The sequence below is a fragment of the Chloroflexota bacterium genome, assembly GCA_020850535.1.
GTDB lineage: Bacteria > Chloroflexota > UBA6077 > UBA6077 > JACCZL01 > JADZEM01.
The window spans coordinates 177,376-199,399 of sequence record JADZEM010000123.1 but is presented as its reverse complement, the minus strand read 5'-3'; the positions used below and the strand labels follow the sequence as shown (position 1 = coordinate 199,399).

At 71.4% G+C, this 22,024-nt stretch carries 14 protein-coding genes; 4 read left to right on the top strand and 10 right to left on the bottom strand.

The window, feature by feature from the left end; translation table 11 throughout:
- Nucleotides 1-55 precede the first annotated feature (55 nt).
- The 8 genes from IT306_18205 to IT306_18170 form a co-directional block, all read right to left on the bottom strand.
- Nucleotides 56-2,191, bottom strand: a complete 2,136-nt coding sequence (locus tag IT306_18205) for a tetratricopeptide repeat protein (protein ID MCC7370364.1) — start codon at nucleotides 2,189-2,191, stop codon at nucleotides 56-58.
- Complete coding sequence (locus IT306_18200; protein MCC7370363.1) at nucleotides 2,191-4,326, bottom strand: tetratricopeptide repeat protein; 2,136 nt, start codon at nucleotides 4,324-4,326, stop codon at nucleotides 2,191-2,193. Before IT306_18200 ends, IT306_18205 begins: the two co-directional genes overlap by 1 nt.
- Nucleotides 4,323-6,719 carry a tetratricopeptide repeat protein gene (locus IT306_18195; protein MCC7370362.1) on the bottom strand — a complete coding sequence of 799 codons (2,397 nt, stop codon included), beginning with the start codon at nucleotides 6,717-6,719 and terminating at the stop codon, nucleotides 4,323-4,325. Before IT306_18195 ends, IT306_18200 begins: the two co-directional genes overlap by 4 nt.
- Nucleotides 6,716-8,932 (bottom strand): tetratricopeptide repeat protein, encoded by a 2,217-nt coding sequence (locus IT306_18190; protein MCC7370361.1) that lies wholly within the window; start codon nucleotides 8,930-8,932, stop codon nucleotides 6,716-6,718. Before IT306_18190 ends, IT306_18195 begins: the two co-directional genes overlap by 4 nt.
- Nucleotides 8,932-11,235 carry a tetratricopeptide repeat protein gene (locus IT306_18185; GenBank protein MCC7370360.1) on the bottom strand — a complete coding sequence of 768 codons (2,304 nt, stop codon included), beginning with the start codon at nucleotides 11,233-11,235 and terminating at the stop codon, nucleotides 8,932-8,934. Before IT306_18185 ends, IT306_18190 begins: the two co-directional genes overlap by 1 nt.
- Complete coding sequence (locus IT306_18180) at nucleotides 11,232-13,436, bottom strand: tetratricopeptide repeat protein (GenBank protein MCC7370359.1); 2,205 nt, start codon at nucleotides 13,434-13,436, stop codon at nucleotides 11,232-11,234. Before IT306_18180 ends, IT306_18185 begins: the two co-directional genes overlap by 4 nt.
- Nucleotides 13,437-13,665: 229 nt before the next feature.
- Nucleotides 13,666-14,151, bottom strand: coding sequence for a hypothetical protein (locus IT306_18175; GenBank protein MCC7370358.1), 486 nt, complete (start codon nucleotides 14,149-14,151; stop codon nucleotides 13,666-13,668).
- A 62-nt stretch (nucleotides 14,152-14,213) separates the two neighbouring features.
- Entirely contained in the window at nucleotides 14,214-17,801 is a 3,588-nt protein-coding gene (locus IT306_18170; protein ID MCC7370357.1) for an AAA family ATPase, read from the bottom strand.
- Between the two features lie 307 nt (nucleotides 17,802-18,108).
- Here IT306_18170 and IT306_18165 point away from each other — a divergent pair, with 307 nt between their 5' ends.
- From IT306_18165 to IT306_18150, 4 genes are all read left to right on the top strand, one after another.
- Nucleotides 18,109-18,612, top strand: coding sequence for a DoxX family protein (locus IT306_18165; GenBank protein ID MCC7370356.1), 504 nt, complete (start codon nucleotides 18,109-18,111; stop codon nucleotides 18,610-18,612).
- Complete coding sequence (locus IT306_18160; GenBank protein ID MCC7370355.1) at nucleotides 18,546-19,022, top strand: GNAT family N-acetyltransferase; 477 nt, start codon at nucleotides 18,546-18,548, stop codon at nucleotides 19,020-19,022. The genes IT306_18165 and IT306_18160 overlap by 67 nt, the downstream gene beginning before the upstream one ends.
- Before the next feature lie 212 nt (nucleotides 19,023-19,234).
- Nucleotides 19,235-19,585, top strand: coding sequence for a hypothetical protein (locus tag IT306_18155; protein ID MCC7370354.1), 351 nt, complete (start codon nucleotides 19,235-19,237; stop codon nucleotides 19,583-19,585).
- 54 nt (nucleotides 19,586-19,639) lie between these two features.
- The gene (locus tag IT306_18150) at nucleotides 19,640-19,894 is read left to right on the top strand and encodes a hypothetical protein (protein MCC7370353.1); all 255 of its coding nucleotides are present in this window, start codon (nucleotides 19,640-19,642) and stop codon (nucleotides 19,892-19,894) included.
- 41 nt (nucleotides 19,895-19,935) lie between these two features.
- Here the strand turns inward: IT306_18150 and IT306_18145 are convergent, their stop codons facing one another.
- Entirely contained in the window at nucleotides 19,936-20,703 is a 768-nt protein-coding gene (locus IT306_18145; GenBank protein ID MCC7370352.1) for a glucose 1-dehydrogenase, read from the bottom strand.
- A 251-nt stretch (nucleotides 20,704-20,954) separates the two neighbouring features.
- Nucleotides 20,955-21,695: a potassium channel family protein gene (locus tag IT306_18140; protein ID MCC7370351.1), complete on the bottom strand. Its 741-nt coding sequence runs from the start codon at nucleotides 21,693-21,695 to the stop codon at nucleotides 20,955-20,957.
- Nucleotides 21,696-22,024: the final 329 nt, after the last annotated feature.

Here is a 22,024-nt window from a genome sequence, read left to right as displayed (position 1 = left end):
TCCCTCTTGCACAACGCAGAGGATAGCAAACGCGACGGAGTGTTGTTGCTATCTGTCAGGCTGACGGCTTCGTGCACCAGGAGCGCCAGAGATCGCGGTAGGCGGCCTCGACGGCGCGGGTGTACGCGCGGCTGTCCCCGATGGGCGAGGCGAACAGTCGGTCGCGGAGGGTGGCGCGCTGCTCCGCGAGCCAGGGGAGCCGGCCGGCAACTGCCTGCGCCAGTGCGACGAACTGCTCCGAACGAGTGGCGACCAGCTCAGCAAGGCCGAGCGCCGACAGGAACGACGCCGACAGCCGGGCCGCCACGCCCTCGCCCAGCAGCGTGATGACCGGTACCCCCATCATCAGCGCCTCGACCGTGGTAACGCCGCCCGTGTGCGGGAACGAATCCAGCATCAGGTCGATATCGGCGTGGGCAGCCAGGTGCTCCAGGCGCGGCGTCGGCCGGCGCAGTTCGAGACGGTCCCGCTCGACGCCCAGCGCGACGAGGTCGTCGGCGAGTTGCTGGACGGCGGCCGGTGAGTCCTGCGCGCCCGTCTTGACCAGCAGCCGGGCGGTCGGGACGGCCCGGAGGACGGCAGCCCAGGCTGTGCGCGTCTCGGGGGTGATCTTCGGAAGGCGGTTGAACGCGCCGAACGTGATGTGGCCGCGCTCCAGGGCTGGCAACGGGGCGATCTCGGGCAGACCGGCTGGCGGCTCGAAGCAGATCACGGCCGGCAGGTGGACGATCCGCTCGGCGTAGCGGGCCGCCTCGGCAGGCGGGACGACGACCGCATCCGCCAGGAACGCGTTCATCGCGTCGAGGCCGGTGCCGGTGGCGTAGCCCCAGGCGGTCACCTGGACGGGCGCAGCCTTCCGTGCGAAGACTGGCAGGCGGTTCCCGAGGGTGTGGCCCGAGAGGTCCACCAGCACGTCGATCCGGTCCGCTCTGATCTGGGCCTCAAGCCGGTCGTCGGAGAGGAAGCGGGTGTCATGCCAGCGGTCGGCGAGCGCGTGGGCCTCGGCGGTGACGGCGTCAGTAACCGGCGTGCCAGAGTAGCAGAAGACCTGCACCTGGGTGCGGTCATGGGCGCGCAACACTGGCATGAAGACGGTGGCCGCCGAATGGTTGCAGAAGTCCGCCGAGACGTAGCCGACGCGCAGCCGGCGCTCCAGTTCGCGGGTGTTGGCGAAGGCTGGCGGCCGCTCACGCCACGCCTGCCCAAAGCGCTCGTTCCAGCGGCGGCGCTCGGCCAGCCGCTCCTCCGATGCGCCGTGCAACAGGTCCAGTGCGAAGATCAAGCTGCTGTGGGTGGCAGGGCTGTCGGGGTTCAGTGCGAGGCTGTGCCGGTAGGCGGCGACCGCTTCCTGGGTGCGGCCTGCTAGCTGGAGCGCGCCCGCGAGGTTCTGCCAGCCGCCCGCCGCGTTCGGGTAGAGGGCCAGGGCGCGCTCGTGGCTGGCGATGGCCTCGTCGACGCGGCCAGCAGCCCGAAGCACCGTGCCGAGCATGTCATGCGCGCGCGGATCGTTCGGGGCGGCGGCGATGGCCTGGGTGCAGCAGTCGAGGGCTTCGGGCAGCACACCCTGCGTCTTCAGCACGCCGCCCAGCGTGAACAGGGCTTCCGCATGACTCGGGTGTGCTCCGAGGACACGCCGCAGACTGGCCTCGGCCTCGTCGAGCCGCCCGAGGTCGGCCAGGGCGGCGCCGCGCCCGGTCAGCAAGTCTGGCTGATCCGAGCGCAGCCGCAGGGCGCGCTCGTAGCCCTGGAGCGCGTCGTCCAGCCGCCCAAGCGCCCGCAGCGAGACGCCACGATTGCTCAGGGCATCGATCTGGTTCGGGTCGAGCGTGAGGGCGCGGTCGTAGCAGTCGGCGGCTTCGGCGTGCTGCTCCAGTCGCTGATGGGCGACGCCCAGGTTGCTGTGGTACACCGCCGCGTTCGGCTGGTGGCGAATGGCCTGCGAGATCAGGTCGACGGCAACTCCTGGCTGACCGCACTGGAGCGCCAGCAGCCCGAGCAGGTGGAGGGCGTCGGCGTGCGAGGGATCGGCGGCCAGGACGCGCCGGTAGCGCGCCTCGGCCTCGGCGAGCCGGCCCGCCTGGTGAGCGGCAAGCCCCTGCGCGAGCACCTGCTGGAGCGGCGACGGCTGCGGCGTCAGCGTCCGCGCGCCTCCGCGCCCAGGCGGGCCAGCCTGGAACCTGCGTTGCTTCATCAGGCCGTGGCCTGTGCGCCGCACCACTGCCGCCAGAGGTCGCGGTAGGCCGCTTCGACGGCGCGGGTGTAGGCTGGCGCGTCCGCGATGGACGACGCGATGACGCGGTCGCGCAGGGTGGCGCGCTGCTCGGCCAGCCAGGGGACGCGCGCAGCCACCTCGCGGGCGATGGCGACGTACTGCTCGGTCGTCGTGGCGACCAGCTCCGCGAGGCCGAGCGTCGTCAGGAACGAGGCGGAGAGTCGCCCGGACACGCCCCGGCCGAGCAGCGTGATGACGGGGACGCCCATCATCAGCGCCTCGATGGAGGTGACGCCGCCGCCGTGCGGGAAAGCGTCGAGGATCAGATCCACGTCGTGGTGGGCGGCCAGGTGCTCCGTCCGCGAGGTCGGCCCGCGCATCTCGATCCGCTCCGGTTCGACGCCGTGGGCTACAAGATCGTCCACCAGCTGCTGGCGGACGCTCGGGGAGTCCTGGGGGCCGGTCTTGACCAGCAGCCGAGCCGTCGGGATGGCGAGCAGCAGCTCTGCCCAGACCTTGCGGGTCTCGGGCGTCACCTTCGGCAGCCGGTTGAACGCGCCGAACGTGACATGACCCCGGCCGAGGGCCGGCAGCGCGTTGACGGGCGGCGCGTCCTCGGGCAGCGTGAAGCAGAGGGTGCTCGGGACGGGCACGATGCGCTCGGCGTAGCGATGGTCGTCCTCCGGGGGGACCACCACGCGGTCGATCAGGAAGGCGTCGATCGCGTCCAGGCCGGTACCCGTGCAGTAGCCCCAGGCCGTGACCTGGATGGGCGCGGGCTTCCGTGCAAAGACCGGCAGCCGGTTGCCCGCCGAGTGACCGGACAGGTCCACCAGGATGTCGATCTCGTCAGCACGGATCAGTGCTTCAAGCCGATCGTCGGTGAGGAACGCCACGTCGTGCCAGACATCCGCCAGGGTGCGGGCCTCGACGTTGACGGCGTCGAAGGTGGTCGAGCCGGAGTAGCAGTAGACCTGCACCTGAGAACGGTCGTGCGCACGCAGGATCGGCATGAACGCCGTGGCGGCCGAGTGGTGGTAGAAGTCGGCTGAGACGTAGCCGATCCGCAGCCGGCGCTCCGGCTCGCGGGCGTTGGCGAAGGCGAGCGGCTGCTGCTTCCAGACCTGCCCGAAGCGCTCGTTGAAGCGGATGCGCTCCGCGCGGCGCTCCTCGGCGGCCCCTGGCGTAAGGTCCAGCGAGAAGATCAGGCCGCTGTGGGTCACCGGCGCGTTCGGATCGAGGCCGAGGCTCTGACGATACGCCTCGGTGGCCTCGGGCGTGCGGCCGGCCACCTGGAGCGCGCCGGCCAGGTTCAGCCAGTAAGTCGCCATCGACGGATCGAACGCCAGCGTCCGCTGGTAGCTGAGGATCGCCTCGTCAACCTTGCCGGCCCAGCGCAGGACCGACCCGAGCATGTCGTGGGCGCGGGCATCGTTCGGGGCGACGGCAGCGGCCCGCCGGGCGACCGGCTCGGCCTCGGCGTGCTGGCCACGCACCATCAGGACGCCGGCCAGCGTGATGAGCGCTTCGGGATAGTCCGGCTTCAGCTTGAGCGACCGACGCAGCCGTAGCTCGGCCTCGTCGTGCCGCCCGAGCCGCGTCAGCAGCGATGCGATGTTGTTCAGCGTCTCGTGGCTGTTCGGGCGTTGCTTCAGCGAGCGCTCGAAGCTCGCCAGCGCCTCGTCCAGCCGCCCGAGCGCCTGGAGCACCACGCCACGATTGTTCAGCGCGTCGACGTGGTCTGGCTGGAGCGCCAGCGCGCGCTCGTAGCAGCCGGCAGCCTCCGCGAACTGCTTCAGGTTCTGGTAGGCCACGCCCAGGTTGTTGTGATAGGAGGCGGCCAGCGGCTCGATACGGATGGCCTGCGAGATCAGCTCGATGGCGGCCTGTGGCTGGCCGCACTGGTTCGCCAGCGCCCCGAGCAGGTGCAGAGCGGCGGCGTTGCCCGGCTCGGCGGCGAGCACCTGGCGGTAGGAGGCCTCGGCGTCTGCGAGGCGGCCGGCCTGATGGTGCTCCAGGCCGCGCGTCAGGACGCGTTGCTGGGGGGAAGGCGTGGGTTGGAGGAGGCGTGCGCCCCCGCGCGCCGTGCCGTTCTGGTATCCACGGTGCTTCATGCTGACGGGCTCCTCGCAGGGGGCACTGGGGCCGGTGCGTTGGGAATGGGGATGCTTCTCGTGTGGCTGCCGGTGGCGCACCAGCGCTGCCACATCTGACGGTAGGCTGCTTCCACGGCCCGGGTGTAGGCGGCGGCGTTCCCCATCGGGGACACAAGCAGCCGATCCCGCAGGGTGGGGCGCTGCTCGGCCAGCCACGCGCGGCGGGCCGGATCGGTGGCGAAGCGGGCGGCGATCTCGACGTACTCGTCTACCGTGCTGGCGACGAGGTCGTCCATGTCGAGGGCGGCCTGGAACGAGGCCGACAGCCGGCCTGCGACCTGCTCGCCCAGCAGGGTGACGGTCGGGACGCCCATGTAGAGGCCGTCCAGGGTGGTTACGCCGCCGCAGTGCGGGAAGGTGTCGAGCAGGAGGTCTACCCCGGCATGGGCCGCGAAATGCTCGCCCTGCGGGGTGCCGCCGAGGACGGTCACCCGCTCGGGGGCGACGCCCATCGTCGTCAGCCGTTCTTCGAGCAGCCGTCGGTCCGGGGCGTCCGTCTCCAGCCCGCCGCTCTTGATGATGAGGCGCGTGTCCAGGGCGGCCAGCAGCACCCGCCCCCAGGCCGTGATGCTCTCGGGCGTGATCTTGGTCAGGCGGTTGAACGCCCCGAACGTCAGGTATCCACGGGTGAGCCACGGCGCCGGCGCGACCTCGGGCATGCCGAACGGCGGCTCGTAGCAGACCACGTTCGGGAGGTTGACGACCGTCTCCGAGTAGGACGGATAGGCGTTCGGCGGCGCCACGATCTCGTCGGCCAGGAAGTAGTGCATCGCGGCGAGGCCGGTGCCCGTCGCGTAGCCCCAGGCCGTGACCTGGACCGGGGCGGCCTCCCGGGCGAAGACGGCGAGGCGGTTGGCGCGGGTGTGGCCGGAGAGGTCCACCAGCACGTCGATCTCGTCCTGGCGGATCAGCCGCTCAAGCTCGTCGTCCGAGAGCTGGGCCGTCTCCCGCCAGAGGTCTGCGAGCCCCTGGCACGCCTCGGTGACCGGGTCCGGCTTCGTGACACCGGAGTAGCAGACGACGGTCACCTGGGAGCGGTCGTGCGCGCGGAGGATCGGCAGGATCAAGAAGGCCGCCGAGTGGTGGCGGAAGTCGGCTGATACGTAGCCGACACGCAGCGGGCGGCCGGGATCGCGGCGGTTGTTGTGGACGACCCCCGGCGCGCCAGCCGGCCGCCCGAACCGGGCGTTCCAGCGCCGGCGCAGCTCCTGGGCCTCGGCCTCAGCGCCCGGCGTCACGTCCAGCGCGACGATGGCGTAGCTCATGGTCTGGGGCCAGGGCGGATCGTCGGCCAGGGTTGTGCGGAGGGCGGAGACCAGCCGCGCGAGGTTCTCGGCCAGGGTGACGGGGGCGTTGCTGCCTTCAGCCGGGCGGCCAAGCTGCTGGACAGCCAGCTCCAGGTGCTCGTAGGCGTCAGGGTCACGCGGGGCGCCGGCCAGGGCGCGCTCGTAGCAGCCGATGGCCCGCAAAGGCTGGCCCTGCTGGAGGAACGTGTCGCCCAGGGCGCGCTCGGCGGCCGCGTGGCCCGGCGCGAGTGCCAGCACGCGCTCGAAGGCCCTGATGGCCTCGCCGTGACGTTCGAGGCCGAGGTAGGCTCGGCCCAGGTTCAGCCAGCCGGCCACGTGGTCCGGGGCGCGGCTGACCAGCCGCTCCAGCACCAGGACCGTCTCGTCCCAATGGCTGAGGGCCACCAGCGCCGTCCCGAGGTTGCTGAGGGTGTCCAGGGCGTCTGGCTGGAGGGCCAGCGCCTGCCGCAGCGTGGCTGCCGCCTCTTCGTACTGTTCGCGGTGGATCTGGACCGCTCCCAGGTTGCTGCGAGCGGCCACGTCCTGCGGGGCGAGTCTTACGGCCCGCGTGAAGTGTTCGGCGGCCTCGGCCGCGCGGCCGGCCAGGAACGCCAGCACGCCGCGTCGGCCCCAGGCCGGTGCGTAGGCTGGCTGCAGCTCGGTGACCCGTTCGAGGGCGGCCTCCTCGGCGGCGGCGTCTCCCGACAGCTGTGCGACGGTCGCCAGCCCGTTCCAGGCTTCGGCGTAGGCCGGGGCCAGCCGGACGGCCCGGAGGAAGGCCGAGGCGGCAGCACCGAGATCGCCGGCGGCCTGCTCGGCAGCGCCGAGGGTGTTCCAGAAGCTCGGCTGCTCGGGGGCGGCCTGTGCGGCCTGTCGCGCCAGGCGGACGCCCTCGGGCAGGCGGCCCTGCTGGAGCTTGAGCACGGCGAGCAGGTGGAGGGCATCGGGCTGGCCCGGCTGCTTCGAGAGCACCGCCCGGTAGCCGGCCTCGGCCTGCGGGAGCCGCCCGGCCTGGTGGTGCTCGACGGCCCGCGCCAGGGCGGCCTGCGACGACGCGACGCTCATGCGGCGGCCTCGTCATCAGCGACAGCGGTACGGGCGGCAGCGGTCTGGCCGCTCTGACACCAGCGCTGCCAGAGGCCGCGGTAGACGGCTTCGAGTGCGGCGGTAAAGATGGCCGGGTCGCCCATCGGGCTGGCCAGGATGCGCTCGCGGAGGGTGGTTCGCTCGTGCAGGAGCTGCTCGCGGTCGGCGGCGAGCCGCTGGACGGTCGCGATGTACGCGTCGGGCGTCCGTGCGACGAGGTCGTCCAGGCCGAGGGTGTTCAAGAACGAGGCTGAGACCCGGCCGGAGACCCGCTCGCCGAGCATCGTGACGACCGGCGTCCCCATCAGCAGCGCCTCGATAGAGGTGATGCCGCCGCCGTGCGGGAACGTGTCCAGCAGGATGTCGATCTCCCCCAGCGCGATCAGGTTCTCGTACTGGGGCGTCGCGCCGAGGATCGTGATGCGGTCCCGAGGCGCGCCGCGCGCAACCAGCTCGTCCACCAGGCTCTGGCGGCCCTGCGCCGTCCGTCCGCCGGTCTTCACGACGAGGTGGGCATTCGGCGTTGCCGCCAGCAGCCGTGCCCAGGTCTCGCGGGTGGCGGTGCTGATCTTCTCCAGGCGGTTGAACGCCCCGAGGGTGACGTGCCCGTGCGAGAGGAACGGCGATTCCGAGAGCGGCGGCAGCCCGCACGGCGCTTCGTAGCACATCAGCGTGGGCAAGGTGATGATCTCTTCGGTGTACCAGCGGCGAGCGTCCGGCGGCACGATGTACGGATCGACCAGGAAGTACTGGACCGTCTCCAGGCCGGTGCCGGTGGCGTAGCCCCAGGCGGTGACCTGGACCGGCGCGGGCGCCTGCGCGAAGACCGGCAGTCGGTTGTCGGCGGCATGCCCGGCCAGATCAACCAGGATGTCGATCTCGTCGCGGCGGATCAGGGCCGCCAGCTCGTCGTCGGTCAGCCGCTCCACGTCGTGCCAGACATCGGCGATGCCCCGGGCCTGATCGGTGATCTGGTCGTGCCGCTTGACGTTCGAGTAGCAGTAGACCCGCACCTTCGCCCGGTCGTGGGCCTTGAGGACCGGCAGCACCGCGAAGCCAGCCGAGTGGAAGCGGTAGTCCGCCGAGACGTAGCCGACGCGCAGGGGACGATCTGGGGTGCGGTCGTTGGTGTGCGGGCGGCGCAGGTGGCGGGTGCGCGTACTGACCGAGCGGTTCCAGGCCAGCCGCTCGTCCCAGGCCGCCGCGCCGTGGCCCTCGTGGTGATCCAGGGCAAAGATCAGGTTGCTGTGGTTGCGGTCACAGGCGGGGTCCAGGGTCAGGCAGTGCCGCAGCGTGCTGATGGCGGCGTCCACCTGCCCGAGCGCCTGCTGGGCGGCGGCGATGTGCTCGTGGAGGATCAGCTCGGTGGGGGAGACGCGCAGAGCCGCCTCGTACCAGCGCAGGGCCGTGTGCTGATCGGAGAGCCCCTGGTAGGCGTCGCCCTTGCCGATCATGGCCGGCCCGAGGTCGGGAGCCAGCGTCAGCGCGCGGTCGAACGCGGCCAGCGCCTCCTCGAAGCGGTCCAGCCCCTGGAAGGTGTGCCCCAGGTTGAGCCAGCCTTTCGGATCGTCAGGGGCGCGCCGGGTGACGATCTCCAGCGCCGCGAGCGCCTCCGGCCAGCGCGAGTCGGCCACCAGGACCGCCCCGAGATTGGTCTGGGCGCTCAGCGAATCGGGTTGCAGGGCCAGGGCGCGCCGCAGGCTGGCCTCGGCGTCCGCGAGCCGCCAGAGCCGCAGCTGGATGACCCCCAGGTTCGACCAGACGTCCACGTCGTTCGGGGCCAGGGCGGCGCACTGGCGCAGGCACTCACAGGCCAGCTCTGGCTGATCCTGGACGTAGGCCAGCTCGCCGCGGCGTCTCCAGGCAGCCGCGTGCCCCGGCTGCAGGGCGGTCACCTGTGCCCAGGCGTCGGCCTCGGCCGGGAGGTCGCCTTGCTGCTGGTAGACGATGGCCAGCGAGTTCCAGAAGTTCACCTGACCGGGCATGGCGTCCAGCGCGCGGCGAATCGACGTGACGGCTTCGGCGTGCCGACCGCTCTGCAGCGCCACCACGCCCAGCAGGTGCAGGGCGTCCGGGTTGGCTGGCTGGGCCTGCAAGACGCGCCGGTACAGCCGCTCGGCGTCCGCGAGGCGGCCAGACTGGTGGGCGGCCAGGGCCTGGGCCAGCAGCGTGCCCACGTCCTTGGTCTTCATCAGGCGACCTCGGCCTGCGGGTCGGCAGCCGTATCCTCGGCCAGCCAGCGCTGCCAGAGCTGTTGGTAGATCGCTTCGACGGCGCGGGTGTACAGCGGGGCGTTCCCGATGGGCGAGGCGTAGAGCCGCTCTCGCAGCGTCGCGCGCTCGTGCTGGAGGCGCGGGAGATCGCCGGCCAGCCGCGCCGCGATCTCGACGTACTGCCGCGGCGTGCTCGTGACGAGGTCGCTCAGACCGAGCGTCGTCAGGAACGAGGCCGAGACGCGCCCCGGCACCCGCTCACCGAGCAGCGTGACCACCGGCACGCCCATGACCAGGGCGTCCAGCGTGGTGATGCCGCCGCTCTGCGGGAAGGTGTCCAGCATGATGTCGATCTCGGCGTGCGCGGCGAGGTGGTCGGGGTGGGGCGTCGAGCCGAGCAGCGTGACACGCTCCGGAGCGATGCCGGCCCCGGCCAGCCGCGCCAGCAGCCGCTCGCGCTCGGGCGAGATGTCCGCGCCGCTGCACTTGAGCAGCAGCCGGGCGGTCGGGACGGCAGCGAGCACCTTGCCCCAGGTGGCGACGGCGTCATCCGAGACTTTGGGCAGCCGATTGAACGCGCCGAAGGTCACGTAGCCACGGCTGGCGGCTGGCAGCTGGGTCAGTCTGGGCAGGTACGGCGGGGCCTCGTAGCAGAGGACGCTCGGCAGTGAGATGACCTCTTCAGAGTAGGCCGTGCGGGCCTCGGGCGGTACCACCACGGCGTCTGCCAGGAAGTAGCGCATCGTGTTGAGGCCGGTGCTGGCGGCGTAGCCCCAGGCGGTGACCTGAACCGGGGCCGGCTCGTGGGCGAAGACGGTCAGGCGGTTGTCGCCGGAGTGGCCGGACAGGTCCACCAGGATGTCGATCCGGTCGTAGCGGATCAGGGCGGCCAGCTCGTCGTCGTTGAGCTGCGCCACGTCGTGCCAGCCGTCCGCGAGACTGCGGATCTGCGCCGTGACGTGATCCGACTGACGGACGCCCGAGTAGCAGAAGACCTCGACCTGGGCGCGGTCGTGGGCGCGCAGGATCGGCAGGATGGCGTAGGCCGCCGAGTGGTGGCGGAAATCTGCCGAGACGTAGCCGACCCGCAGCCGGCGTGAGGGCGTGCGGTCTTGGAGGTGGACGGCCGGCGCGGCGCCCGGCTGGCGGCCGAAGTGGGCGTTCCAGCGGCGGCGCTCCTCGGCGGCGGCGGCCTCCGCGCCCTCCTGCAAATCCAGCACGAAGATCACCGCGCTGTGGATCTGGGCGCGCTCGGGATCGAGGGCGATGCAGCGGCGGAACATCGCCTCGGCCTCGGGGAGCCGTGCGAGGGTCTGGAGGGCCACGCCGTAGTGCTCGCAGGCGTCCGGGTTGTCAGGCTGGATCGCCAGGGCGCGCTCGTACCAGGAGACGGCGGCCGAGGCGTGCTGCAGCTTCTGGATGCAGTCGCCCATGCCGACGAGCGCCGCCGGCAGGCTCGGGTTGAGGTCGAGCGCGTGCTGGAAGGCGTCCTGCGCCTCCTGGTAGCGGTCGAGGCCGGCCAGCGCGTGCCCGAAGTTCGTCCAGCCGTTCGGATCGTCTGGCGCGCACTGGACGACGCCGACCAGCACCTCGGCGGCCTCCTGCCAACGGCAGCGCGCCACCAGCACGTTGCCCAGGTTGTTCCAGGCGGCAATCGAGTTCGGGTCGAGCGCCACGGCCCGACGCTGGTTCGCTTCGGCGTCGGCGAGCAGCCCCAGGCGTAGCTGTGCCGCCCCCAGGTTCGACCACGCGCCGGCGGCGTCGGGCTGGAGAGCGGCGGCCTCGCGAAAGCAGTCACAGGCCTCGTTCAGGCGGTCGGCGGCGTAGGCCAGCATGCCGCGCTGACTCCAGGCGAGGGCGTTGGCCGGCTGGAGGGCGGTCACCCGCTCCAGGGCCGCGGCCTCGGCGGGGCGGTCGCCGCGCTGCTGGTGGATCGCGGCAAGGTTGACCCAGCCATCCGCGTAGGCCGGGGCCAGCTCGACGGCCCGTGCGAAGCTGTCGGCGGCATCGTCCAACCGGCCCTCTGCCTGCTGGGCCACGCCGAGGGTGTTCCAGTAGGTCGGCTGGCCCGGGGCGACGCTGATGGCCTGCTGCACGCTGGCGGCGGCGTCGGCTGGCCGGCCGTTCTGGAGGGCCACCACGCCGATCAGGTGGAGGGCGTCTGGGTTGGCCGGGTCGGTGGTCAGGGCGCGGCGATAACGCTGTTCGGCTTCGGCGAGGCGGCCGGCCTGGTGGGCGGCCAGCCCTTCGGCCAGCAGCCCGCTGATGTCGATGACGGTCATCGGACGACCATCCCTTCCTGGCGCCAGCGCTCCCAGAGGTCGCGGTAGACGCGCTCGACGGCGCGGGTGTAGACGGGGCCGTTCCCCATCGGCGAGGCGAGCACACGCTGGCGGAGCGTCTCGCGCTCGCGGGCCAGCCTGGCCGGATCGGCGGCAAGCCGCTGCACGATCTCGACGTACTGCTCGGGCGTCCCTGCCACCAGATCCTCAAGGCCGACCTGCCCCAGCAGGGAGGCCGACACGCGCCCCGAGATTCGATCTCCGAGCAGGGTGACGCAGGGGACGCCCTGCATCAGCCCTTCGAAGGTGGTCGCGCCGCCGCCGTGCGGAAACGGGTCCAACTGGATGTCGATCTGCCCGTAGGCGGCGAGGTGCTCGCTCTGGGGCGTGCGGCCGAGGATCTCGACGCGGGCCGGCGCAACGCCCTGCCGCCCGAGGCCGGCCAGGATGCGGGTGCGGTTGTCGTCGTCGTCCAGGCCGGGGCTCTTGAGGAGCAGCCGGGCCTCGGGCATGGCCGCGAGGACGCGCCCCCAGAGATCGAGCGTCAGCTCGGTGATCTTGATCGAGCGGTTGAACGAGCCCAGGGTGACCGTGCCGCGCGAGAGGACCGGCGGCGGCACGATGTCCGGCGTATGTGGGACCGTCCCATAGGTCACGAAGCACGGCAGATGGACGACCTGCTCCTGGTACCAGCGCTCGGCGTCCGGCGGCACGACGACCGGGTCGGCCAGCACGTAGTCCATCGCGTCGAGGCCGGTGCCGGTGACGTAGCCCCAGGCGGTGACCTGGACGGGGGCCGGTTTGTGCGCGAAGATCAGCAGCCGGCCGCTGGCCGAGTGCCCGCCAAGGTCCACCAGGATGTCGATCTCGTCGGCGCGGATCTGCTCGGCGGCCTCGGCGTCGGTCAGGTGGGTGATGTCGCGCCAGCGCGGGACCAGCGACTTGATGCGCTCGGTCTGGGCATCCGACTTCGCGACGGTGGCGTAGCAGACGGCCTCGACCACGGACGGATCGTGGTTGAGGATGATCTCCAGGAACGCCGTCGAGGCCGAGTGGTAGTAGAAGTCGCCGGAGACGTAGCCGACGCGCAGCCGCCGGGCGGGGGTGCGGTCATTGGGGTGGGGCGGCGCGGCCAGCGTCAGGGCGCGGGCGTGCTGCAGGTTCCAGGCCCGGCGCTCGGCCAGCGCCTGCTCGGCGCTGACGCTCTCCTGGTGGTCGAGCACGAGGAGCAGGCAGCTGTGGGCCTGGGCGTCGGTTGGGTCGGCGGCCAGCACGCGCCGGTAGACCGCGCTGGCCTCGTCGAGCCGCCCGCGATCCCGCCAGAGGTGGGCGCGGTTGGTGTCGGCCTGGGTATAGGCAGGGTCAAGCTGCAGCGTCCGCTCGAAGCAGACCAGGGCGCGGTCGCGCTCCCCGAGGGCCTGGAGGGCCACGCCGAGGTTGTTGTGGGCCTGGACGTGGTCCGGTTCGAGCGCCAGCACGGCCTCGTAGGCGTCGGCGGCGGGAGCGTACTGCTCCAGCAGGCAGAGGGTGTTGCCGAGGTTGTAGAGGGCGGCGGGATAGGCCGGCCGGAGCGCCAGAGCAGCCCGGTACGCCTCGACGGCGCGCTCGGGCTGACGGTCGGCCTGGAAGGCCGCGCCGAGGTTGAAGTGGGCGTCGGCGTAGGCTGGCAGCAGGGCGATAGCACGCTCGAAGCAGGGGATCGCTTCGTCCACGCGCCCGAGCGCCTGGAGCATGACGCCGAGGTTGTTCAAGGCTTCGGGGTAGGCTGGCCGCAGCGCGAGAGCCTGTCGGCAGACGATGACCGCTTCTGCGAGCTGTCCCTGCGCCTGGAGGGCTGCTCCAAGGTTCAGGTAGAAGGCTGGCCGGTCCGCTGTCACGGCGATGGCCTGCCGGATCAGCGCCACGGCGATCTCTGGCCGCCCGACCTGGTGCGCCAGCAACCCGAGCAGGTGCAGGGCGTCGGGGTGGTCCGGGGCCACGGCGAGGGCCTGGCGGTAGCAGGCTTCAGCCTCGGCGAGGCGGCCGGCCTGGTGCAGCGGGACGCCCTGCGCGACGGCCCGGTCGGCAGCGACCAGGTTCGCTGCGGGGGTGGTGGCTGGGAGATGCAGACGCCCCGCTCCGTCTGGCCGACGCAGATTCGGCAGACGGAGCGGGGCGCGCGTGGCCGGCGTCTGCCGGCGCGCGCCCGGCTGACGCTTCATGAGGATACACGCTCCATCCCTGGAAAGCTCCCGCGATGCACCCGAGGCGCCTCGCCGCGAAGGACGGATCTCCGCCGTCTGTGATGGGAAACGCGGCGGGACGGGCGAGCGTGATGTCCCAGAAGTACCGGCGCGGCGAGCCAGGGGTACCGGCCGCATCCGGTACCCTGCGAAGGAAGTGCCTAAGTAACCTTGCCCCGACCCGTCTGCGAGTCTGGGGTGGGCGGTATCAGCGGGGGTGGCCGGCCGGCATCGGCGTGATCTTCAGCGGGTGGACGGCCAGCGTCTCGCCGGCCACTTCCAGGTGGAAGTAGATCGTCCCGTACTCCTGGATCGGCAGGCCGCCGATGCCGAACGCGCCGTTGATGGCGCTCTCATCCCAGGGACGCAGGCCGGGCGGCCGGCCGATCTCCGGGTCCAGCTCGAACAGGGGATCGCGGCCAACCGGCGAGCGGTCCGCGTTGAGCGCCCGAATCTTGATGTTGAACGGCTCGGTGGTGTGCTGCCAGGGGACGGCCAGCCGGAGCGCGAGGTAGAGCGGCGTCAGCGGGCCGGGGACGTTGGCCGTCCAGATCGCGCTGACGCCCGCGCCGTTGATGTACAGCTTGGAGTTCGCGGCGACCGCCTCGGCATGGTCACAGAGGGTGAAGATCCGCACGGCGAAGGATGGTGCGGGCAACGGAAACCCGAGCGCGGCGGTCGGTTCGTCGGTCATGACTCCTCCGGCGGGAGAGAGCGTAGCCGACTCCGCGGGAGCCGTGCCGCGTGCGCTGTGCGTCAGAGCGACCAGGCCACCGGCGTGCGCGGGTCCGGTGTGTACGAGCAGTAGCGGCCGGTGCGGATGGTCGCGGCGAGATGCTGCCCCAGCAGCGGATGCTCGCGGGCGACGTTCGCCATGGCGGAGCGGATGGCGCGGGTGGCGTTCAGGCGGGCGCGCTCGGCATGGGAGGCGGCCTTGCGGTCCCGGCCGCCCAGCCCCACCGCGCGGGCCAGCTCGCGGATCAGGAACTCGCGCTCGGCGCGGGCCTGCTCGGCGCGCTCGGCGTCGTTGAACGCCTCGGCCTCGTCGATCTCCTCCTGCAAGTCGTCCAGGCGAGTCTTGTAGGCGGCCTTCGCCTCGGCGTCGAGCAGCTCGCCGGCGTCGCCGGTGTCGCTGCGGGCCTCCAGCTCGCCCCGGTCAGCCGCGCGGCCGGCGGCTGTGGCGCCCGTGTCGGCTGGCCCGCTGACGAGCGCTTCCAGCTCGGTGACGGGCAGCTCACGGCCCGGCTGCCCCAGCAGCACGGCGATCTGTCGCAGCCCCTTCGAGTCCTTGAGCCGGACCGTCTCGCCGTTGAAGGCGATGGTCCAGTACTCGCCCTCACGCTGGAAGCGCTCAGTCGGAGAGGGCGATGTAGGCGGGGGTGCGGGATTGGTAGGAGGCGGGGCCATATCTCCCCCGCTCTGCGCCGGAGCAACCTCACCGTCTGACCCGCTGCGCGGCGCAACTATCCTTCGGCTCGCAAGCTCCCGCGGAGCGCGACTATCGTTCCGCGGAACGACATCGCTCAGGACCTTCGCCGACATCATCTCCGGCGCGGAGAGGGGGCGGGCGGCATCGCGGCGCACCTCCTGCGCGGCGGGGCGAGGATCAGCGCGGAGGGCGGCGATCTCGGCGCGCAGGCCGGGCATGCCGAGCGCCGTCGCCGCTTCCTCGGCCCGGTCCAGCAGGTCGGCCGCCTGGGCCTGGTCTTCTGGCCGCTCACGCAGGAGCAGCAGCCGGCCGTAGGCCACCCGTGTGCGCGCCAGCAGGGGCGCAGCGCCCAGCCGCTCGTGCTCGCGAAGGGCCGCCGCGAAGTGCTCGGCGGCGGCGTCCAGGCGGCCGGCCCCGTGCGCCAGCGTACCCAGGTGCAGGGAGGTCGAGCCGAAGCAGACCACCGGGTGCTCGATGGGCATCACGACGACGTGCCCGGCGTACGGCGCGAGCACCGTGTAGAGGGCGGCCGAGGCGGCAGCGTCGTCGAGCTGTGCGGCGAGCATCGCGGCCAGCGCGAAGCCTGGCAGCCAGAGGCCGCTGCGGGGTCGCAGCGGGATCTGCTCGGCCAGGAGCGTCAGCGTGCGCTGCGCGGCTGCTCGGTCGCCGGCGGCGAGGTCGGCCAGCCCGAGCCAGCCCCGCGCGAACGCGGCGCGCGGAAACCGCGTGACGATTCCCTGCCAGCGCTCGCGCTGCTCCCCGATCTGCCCGCGTTCCCAGGCGAGCATCGCCATCTCGTTGACGTGCGCCCAGCGCGCGTTCGGCAGCTCAGGCTGGAGCGCCAGGCCCTCCTCGGCCAGCGCTTCGGCCTCGGAGAAGTGGCCCAGCAACAGGGCCCGCGTTGCCCGCATCGTGGTGGTGGTCCACTGGCGCACGGGCATCCGTAGCTCGTCGGCCAGCCGCCCGTGAAGGGCCACCTCGGACTCGAACGCCAACAGATCGCCAGATTCCAGGGCGGAGGTCGCCCGCTGCCCGCGCCCCATCAGCTCCAGATCGCGCTGACCGGTCTGGCGGGCAAGCTGGAGGATCTCGTGGGCGAGCGCCGTCCGCTCGGAGAGGCCGTCCGGCCCCCAGACGGCCATCCAGCGGGCGTCGAGCGCGGCTCCGAGCGACTGCGCCTCGCCCAGCCGCCGGGCCATCCCGACTGCCTGCCGGCTCAAGCCGTCCGTCAAGTGGATCTCATCCGAGAAGGTCAGCTCGACCGACAGGCGGGCCAGCGTCCGCGCTCGCAGCGGGCTGTCCTCGGCCGGCAACTGCTCCAGCCCCTCGCGGAGCAGCCCGACAAGCTGGCGGTTGACCAGCCCACCTTCGACGTACGGCTCGCCGTACCCGAGCGCCGCCCGGGTGAAGCGCTCCGGGTCGGTCAACTGGCGGGCAAGCTCGGCGGCCTGGAGATGGGTCTCCTTGGCGGCGGGATAACGCCCGGCCCGCACCTGGGCCGCTCCGAGGCTCAGCAGGAGGTCGCAGCGCAGGGCGTCATCCGCGCCGCTGGGGCTGGCGAGGTCGAGGGTCCGGAGGGCGCGGCCATACTCGGCCACGGCGTCCTCGTAGGCGTGGGTCCGCATGGCGAGGTCGCCGGCCCGGCGGGTGTACTGGAGGGCGCGCTCGCGCTCGCCGGCGCTGGTCAGCTCCGAGAAGTGGCGGGCCAGCTCGGCCATGTGCGTGTCCGAGTCGGGGCCGTACAGCCGCTCGATGGCCTCGCCCACGGCGCGGTGCAGGCTGGCGCGGACGGGGATCGGCAGGCTCTCGTAGACGACCTCGCGCATCAGCGAGTGCGAGAACCGGTAGCGGCCCAGGGCGACCGACTCCTCGGCCACGACGCCGAGCGCGACAGCCTCGGAGACGGCGGCCAGCACGTCTGACGGCGGCAGCTCGCAGGCCGGCCCGACGAGCGCCACATCGAAGTCCCGCCCGACGACGGCGGCGGCGGACAGCACCTGGACCGCGCCGACCGAGAGCGGGGCGAGCCGCTGCTGGATCAGCGCGCGCACACTGCTGGGGATCGGGACGGCTGGCCGCTCGGGGCTGGCGAGCGCGCCCGACGAGGCCAGCAGGCGGACGGCCTCCCGCACGAACAGCGGGTTCCCCTCGGTCGTCTCGTGGATGGCGGCGACGGTCGCAGCCGACGGCGCGACGCCGCCAAGCTCGGCGATCAGGTCGCGCACGTCGTCCTGAGGCAGGCCGTGGAGGGTGGTCAGGTGTCCCTCGCGCACCAGCGCGCCGATGGCGTCGCCAACGTCCGGCAAGCGGGCGATCTCGGCGTCGCGGTAGGTGCCCAGCAGGAAGAGGCGGGTTCCACGCAGGTCTCGTGCGAGGTAGCGCAGGAGCAGCAGTGAGGCATCGTCGGCGGCGTGCAGATCCTCGAAGATCAGGACGCATGGCTGGGCGGCGGCTGCGCGCTTGAGGAAGGCGGCGACGCTCAGGAAGAGGGAGAAGCGGGCAGCATCGGAGGCGATGCCGGGCAGCGCAGCGGGGCTGGCGGCATCCTGACCGAGCCGGAACGCCAAGCCGGGCGCCATCCCGACGACGGCCGCCGCGCCCGGCCCGAGCCACGCTCGCAGCGTGTCGTCGTCGCAATCAGCGGCGACGGACTCCACGATCTGTGCCCACGGCCAGAAGGGTGGCGCACCGCCGCCTTCCCAGCAGCGGCCCCAGGCGGCGACCGCGCCTCGCGCAGCAGCCTGTGCAGCCAGTTGCTCGGTCAGGCCGGTCTTGCCGATGCCGGGCTCGCCGGCCAGCAGGAAGAGACGGCCCAGTCCGGCGAGGGCATCATCCAGGCCGGCCGTCAGCTCGGCCAGCTCGCGGTCCCGCCCCACGAACCCCCGGAGGGCCGGCAGGCGTGGCATCTCGGTCACCACCGAGCCGCCCGCGCGCACCGCCCTGCCCCCGATCGCATGTTCTAAGGATACGGCACCCTGAACGAGATTTCAGGTGCGCGAGATGGGATTGTGATGAGGGGGTGTCGGGTTCTGGGTTTCGGGTTTCAGAGGTGGGTCGTGAGCGGGTGTCGGGTTCTGGGTTTCGGGTTTCAGAGGTGGGTCGTAGGTCGAGGGGTATGGGCCGAGGGGCGAGGGCAGGCGCGGCGTCGTGGCGGGCGGGCGGTCTGGCTGAACGCGGTGCGCGGGCCGGGCTGAACGACGGTACAGCCTCGGTGAACGCCTGATGCACGACAGGGCAACGGGGACAGCGAGGAGCGAACTCCCGGCGACCCGCCGCCCAGCTGACACCCCACCCAACACGCGCAGGAGGCAGATCGTGAACATCGCACTGTGGACGCTGCAGGTACTGGTTGGCGCGCTCTTCATCTTCGGCGGGTCTGCCAAGCTCGCGATGCCGCTCGACGAGTTGCTGGCTCAGATGCCGATTGCGCTGCCCGGGCTGCTGATGCAGTTCATCTCGGTGGCGGAGGTCGTGGGAGGCCTGGGCCTGATCTTGCCGGGACTGGTGCGGATCCGCGTGGGGCTGACCGCGCTGGCCGCCGCTGCTCTGACGATCATCATGGTGGGCGCGGTTGTCGTGTGTAGCCTCAGCGGCGACGTGCTCGCGCCACTCTTCCCGCTGGTGACGGGCCTGCTGACGGCGACCATCGCGTATGGTCGGTGGCAGCTTCGGCCACTGGGGCGGCCAGCCCGGCGTCGGCAGCAGGCGGTGGTGCTGGCGGCATAAGGTCGAGAGTCCACGCACCACCGGAGCGCGGAGCGGCCTCACGCGTCAGCGCTCGTTCCGCGCCGCGGCTGCGGCCCACGAGCGGCTATCCTGCGGCGAGCATCGCGCCGTGCAGGCTGGCCGCTCGTGGCGGCGATGGCCGGATCGTCGGGACGCTCACGCTGCTGCTGCTCGCCACCCCAGGGGCGACGTTCGGGTTCGTCGAGGACGTGGTCGTAGACGAGCCAGTGCGGGGCAAAGGTATCGGCGAGGCGTTGGTGCGGGAGTGCCAGCGGCTGGCCGCCGAGCAGCGGGCCTGCCGCATCGAATTGCACTCAGGCAACCACCGCCAGCCTGCGATCCGGCTCCACCAGCGGGTCGGCTTCACGAAGTTCGAGACGAACGTCTGGCGGTACGTCGTCGACACGTGACCGGCCGAGCCGCCGCCCAGATGCCCCTCGATGCCACTGCTGCGCGCCTCCTCAGAAATAGTTGGCGGTGATGCCGCCGTCCGCGCTGATGATCGCGCCATGGAGTGGCCTTCCTGGCACGATATGCCGAACGTTCCGCTACCATGCGGCGGCACAAGCCATTCAGGTGGCGCACGAGGAGGCAGCCCCTGTCTCGCATCTTCTACCGGCTCGTGAAGCACCGGCTGCTGACGATTCAGGACTTCCTTTCTCAAGCGGCTCTCCGTCAGCCATGCCCGCGCCCACACGATGCTGACTTTGTGAGGAAATGGGCTGGACTTTCGGTCTTCGACAGTGAGGCTGAAGTACGCAGTCTCGGGCTTGCGCGTAACTGGAAGCCGGGCATCTATATCGCCACCATCGAAATTCCCGATGATGCGCCGATCTGGTGCGAGCCACCAGATCGACCAGGAAGCGGTCACTGGCTGCTGTACGACAGCCAACGCGCGATGCTCGACGAGAGTTCAGCTCCTGACCTGATCGGCTATGTCGTGCGCATTGTGCATGGACTCACGGGCGAGTAGGAATCGGACCCCGGCCATGGCCACGTGGTAGAGTGAGAAGAAGGAGTCAGCGGCATGATCGCGACGTACTACGAAGTCTGGGATGACGCCACGGGGAATCGCGCAGGCGGCGCGTTCGACTCCCTGGAAGAGGCACGCGCACTCCTGCTCGACATCTTGCGACTCAACGGCGAGGATGTCGCTGCTGACATGGCCATCATCGCATTTGAGCCAGACGAGGCAGGCCAGGTGCAGGCTCGGACCATCGTCGAAGGCGCCGATTTCGTCTCCGAGGTCCGACGCATGGCTTCGACCATCGCGCACGCATAGCGGCTGGCGCCGCCACGAGCGTCAGCCGTCCGCGCGCCTCTTCAGAAGTAGTTGGCGGTGATGCCGCCGTCCGCGCTGATGATCGCGCCGTTCGTCCAGGTCGATTCGTCTGACGCCAGGTACAGCGCCAGGTAGACGATGTCCTCCGGCTTGCCGAAGCGCCCCGTCGGGTTGCGCGCCAGCCGCTTCGCCTTCGCCTCGGGATCGGTGAGCAGCCAGCTCATCAGCAGCGGCGTCTCGATGGGGCCAGGGCAGATGGCGTTCGTGCGGATGCCCTCCGGCGCGAACTGCACCGCCAGCGAGCGCGTCATTGCGATCACCGCCCCCTTCGAGGCCGTGTAGGCGTCCTGCGGCACGGTGCAGCCCACCAGCGCCACGAACGACGCGATGTTGACGATCGAGCCGCCGCCAGCGCGCTGCATAGCCGGGATAGCGTACTTGCAGCCCAGGTAGACGCCCTTGACGTTGACGGCCAGGACGCGATCCCAGACGGCCTCGTCGGTGTCGGTCACCGAGTGGTCGGCCTCGGGGAAGATGCCGGCGTTGTTGTAGAGGACGTTCAGCTTGCCGAACGTCTCCTCCGCGAAGGCGACCATCGCCCGGCAGTCGGCCTCCTTGCTGACGTCGGCCTTGAAGAAGCGGACGTCCAGCCCCTCGGCCCGGGCCATCGCCTCGGTCTCGCGGCCGGCCGCCTCGTCTACGTCCGTCCCGACGATCTTCGCGCCCTCGCGGGCGAAGAGCAGCGAGGCGACGCGCCCCATGCCCGATCCCGCGCCGGTGATCAGCGCGACCTTGCCATCCAACCGCATGTGTCAGCTCCTCGTGTCCGTCAGGTTCTGGATTCTTGGTTTCAGGTTTCGGGGATGGGCTGTGCCGCCGTCTCCCCCTCTCCGCATCGGAGACGATGTCGGCGAAGGTCCTGAGCGATGTCGTTCCGCGGAACGATAGTCGCGCTCCGCGGGAGCTTGCGAGCCGAAGGATAGTTGCGCCGCGCAGCGGGTCGAGGGGTGAGGTCTCCCCCGGGCCGGCGGTGAGGTTACCCCGGGGGCCGGCGGTGAGGTTACCCCGGGGGCTGGGCGGTGAGGTCTTTCAGGGCTGCTTCGAGGCGCTCCAGCCGGGTCAGCACCTCGTCCAGCTTCTGGCCGTGATGATCCACCTCGTGCTCGTTCTCCTGCACGAAGAAGGCGGCCACCCGCGCCGTCAGCAGGCCGAACACGCTGATGCCGACCAGCATCAGCAGGAACGCGATGCCGCGCCCGGCAGCCGTCTTCGGGAAGACGTCCCCGTACCCGACCGTGGTCACCGTCGCCGCCGCCCACCAGAGCGCGTCAGGATAGGTCTGGATCGGCCCCTCGCCGCCCCGCTCGACGGCGTACACCAGCGTCGCGGCGCAGATGGCCGAGACGAGGCTGGTCATCGCCACCGTGCTGAAGGTCCGCTGGTAGATCAGCACGCGGACCTCGGTCCAGAGGCGCGCGCTCACAATCGCGATCCGCAGCAGCCGCACCGAGAGCAGGAACGGCACCAGCACCGTCAGCACGTCAACCCAGTGTTCGAGCAGGTAGCGCCGCCGGTCGGGGGCAAGGTAGGTCATCAGGCCCAGCTCAAAGGCGAACACGGCCCAGATCAGCCAGTTGACGCCTTCGAGGGTCTCGTGCAGCTCCGGCGTCAGCTCGACCAGCTCGGGCAGGGCGACGGCCGCCAGGAACACAATCGAGAGCAGCACCATCGGCAGGCGCGAGGCCCGCTCGACGCGCTCGGTGAGCTGCTGCCGGCGCTCGCGCCGTCCATCGTCAGTCACCGGACATCCAGGCAGGGTCGTAGGTCATGGATCGTGGGCCGTGGCCGTGGCCGTGGGCCGTGGACGTGGGCCGTGGGCCGTGGGCCGTGGACCGTGGGCCGTGGACCGTGGACGTGGGCCGTGGGCAGAGTATGTCATCCTGAACGAGCGAGCTTGCGAGCGACGTGAAGGATCTCCCAACCATGACGTTCCGCGGCTGAGGTCCTTCGCTACGCTCAGGATGACAATGTGTACTTGCATGCTTTCACCGACACGCTGCTTCGGTCAGACCCCAGAGTCCTTCGCCCGTGCTCCTCCCCACAGCCCACGATCCACGACCTGCGCCCCAC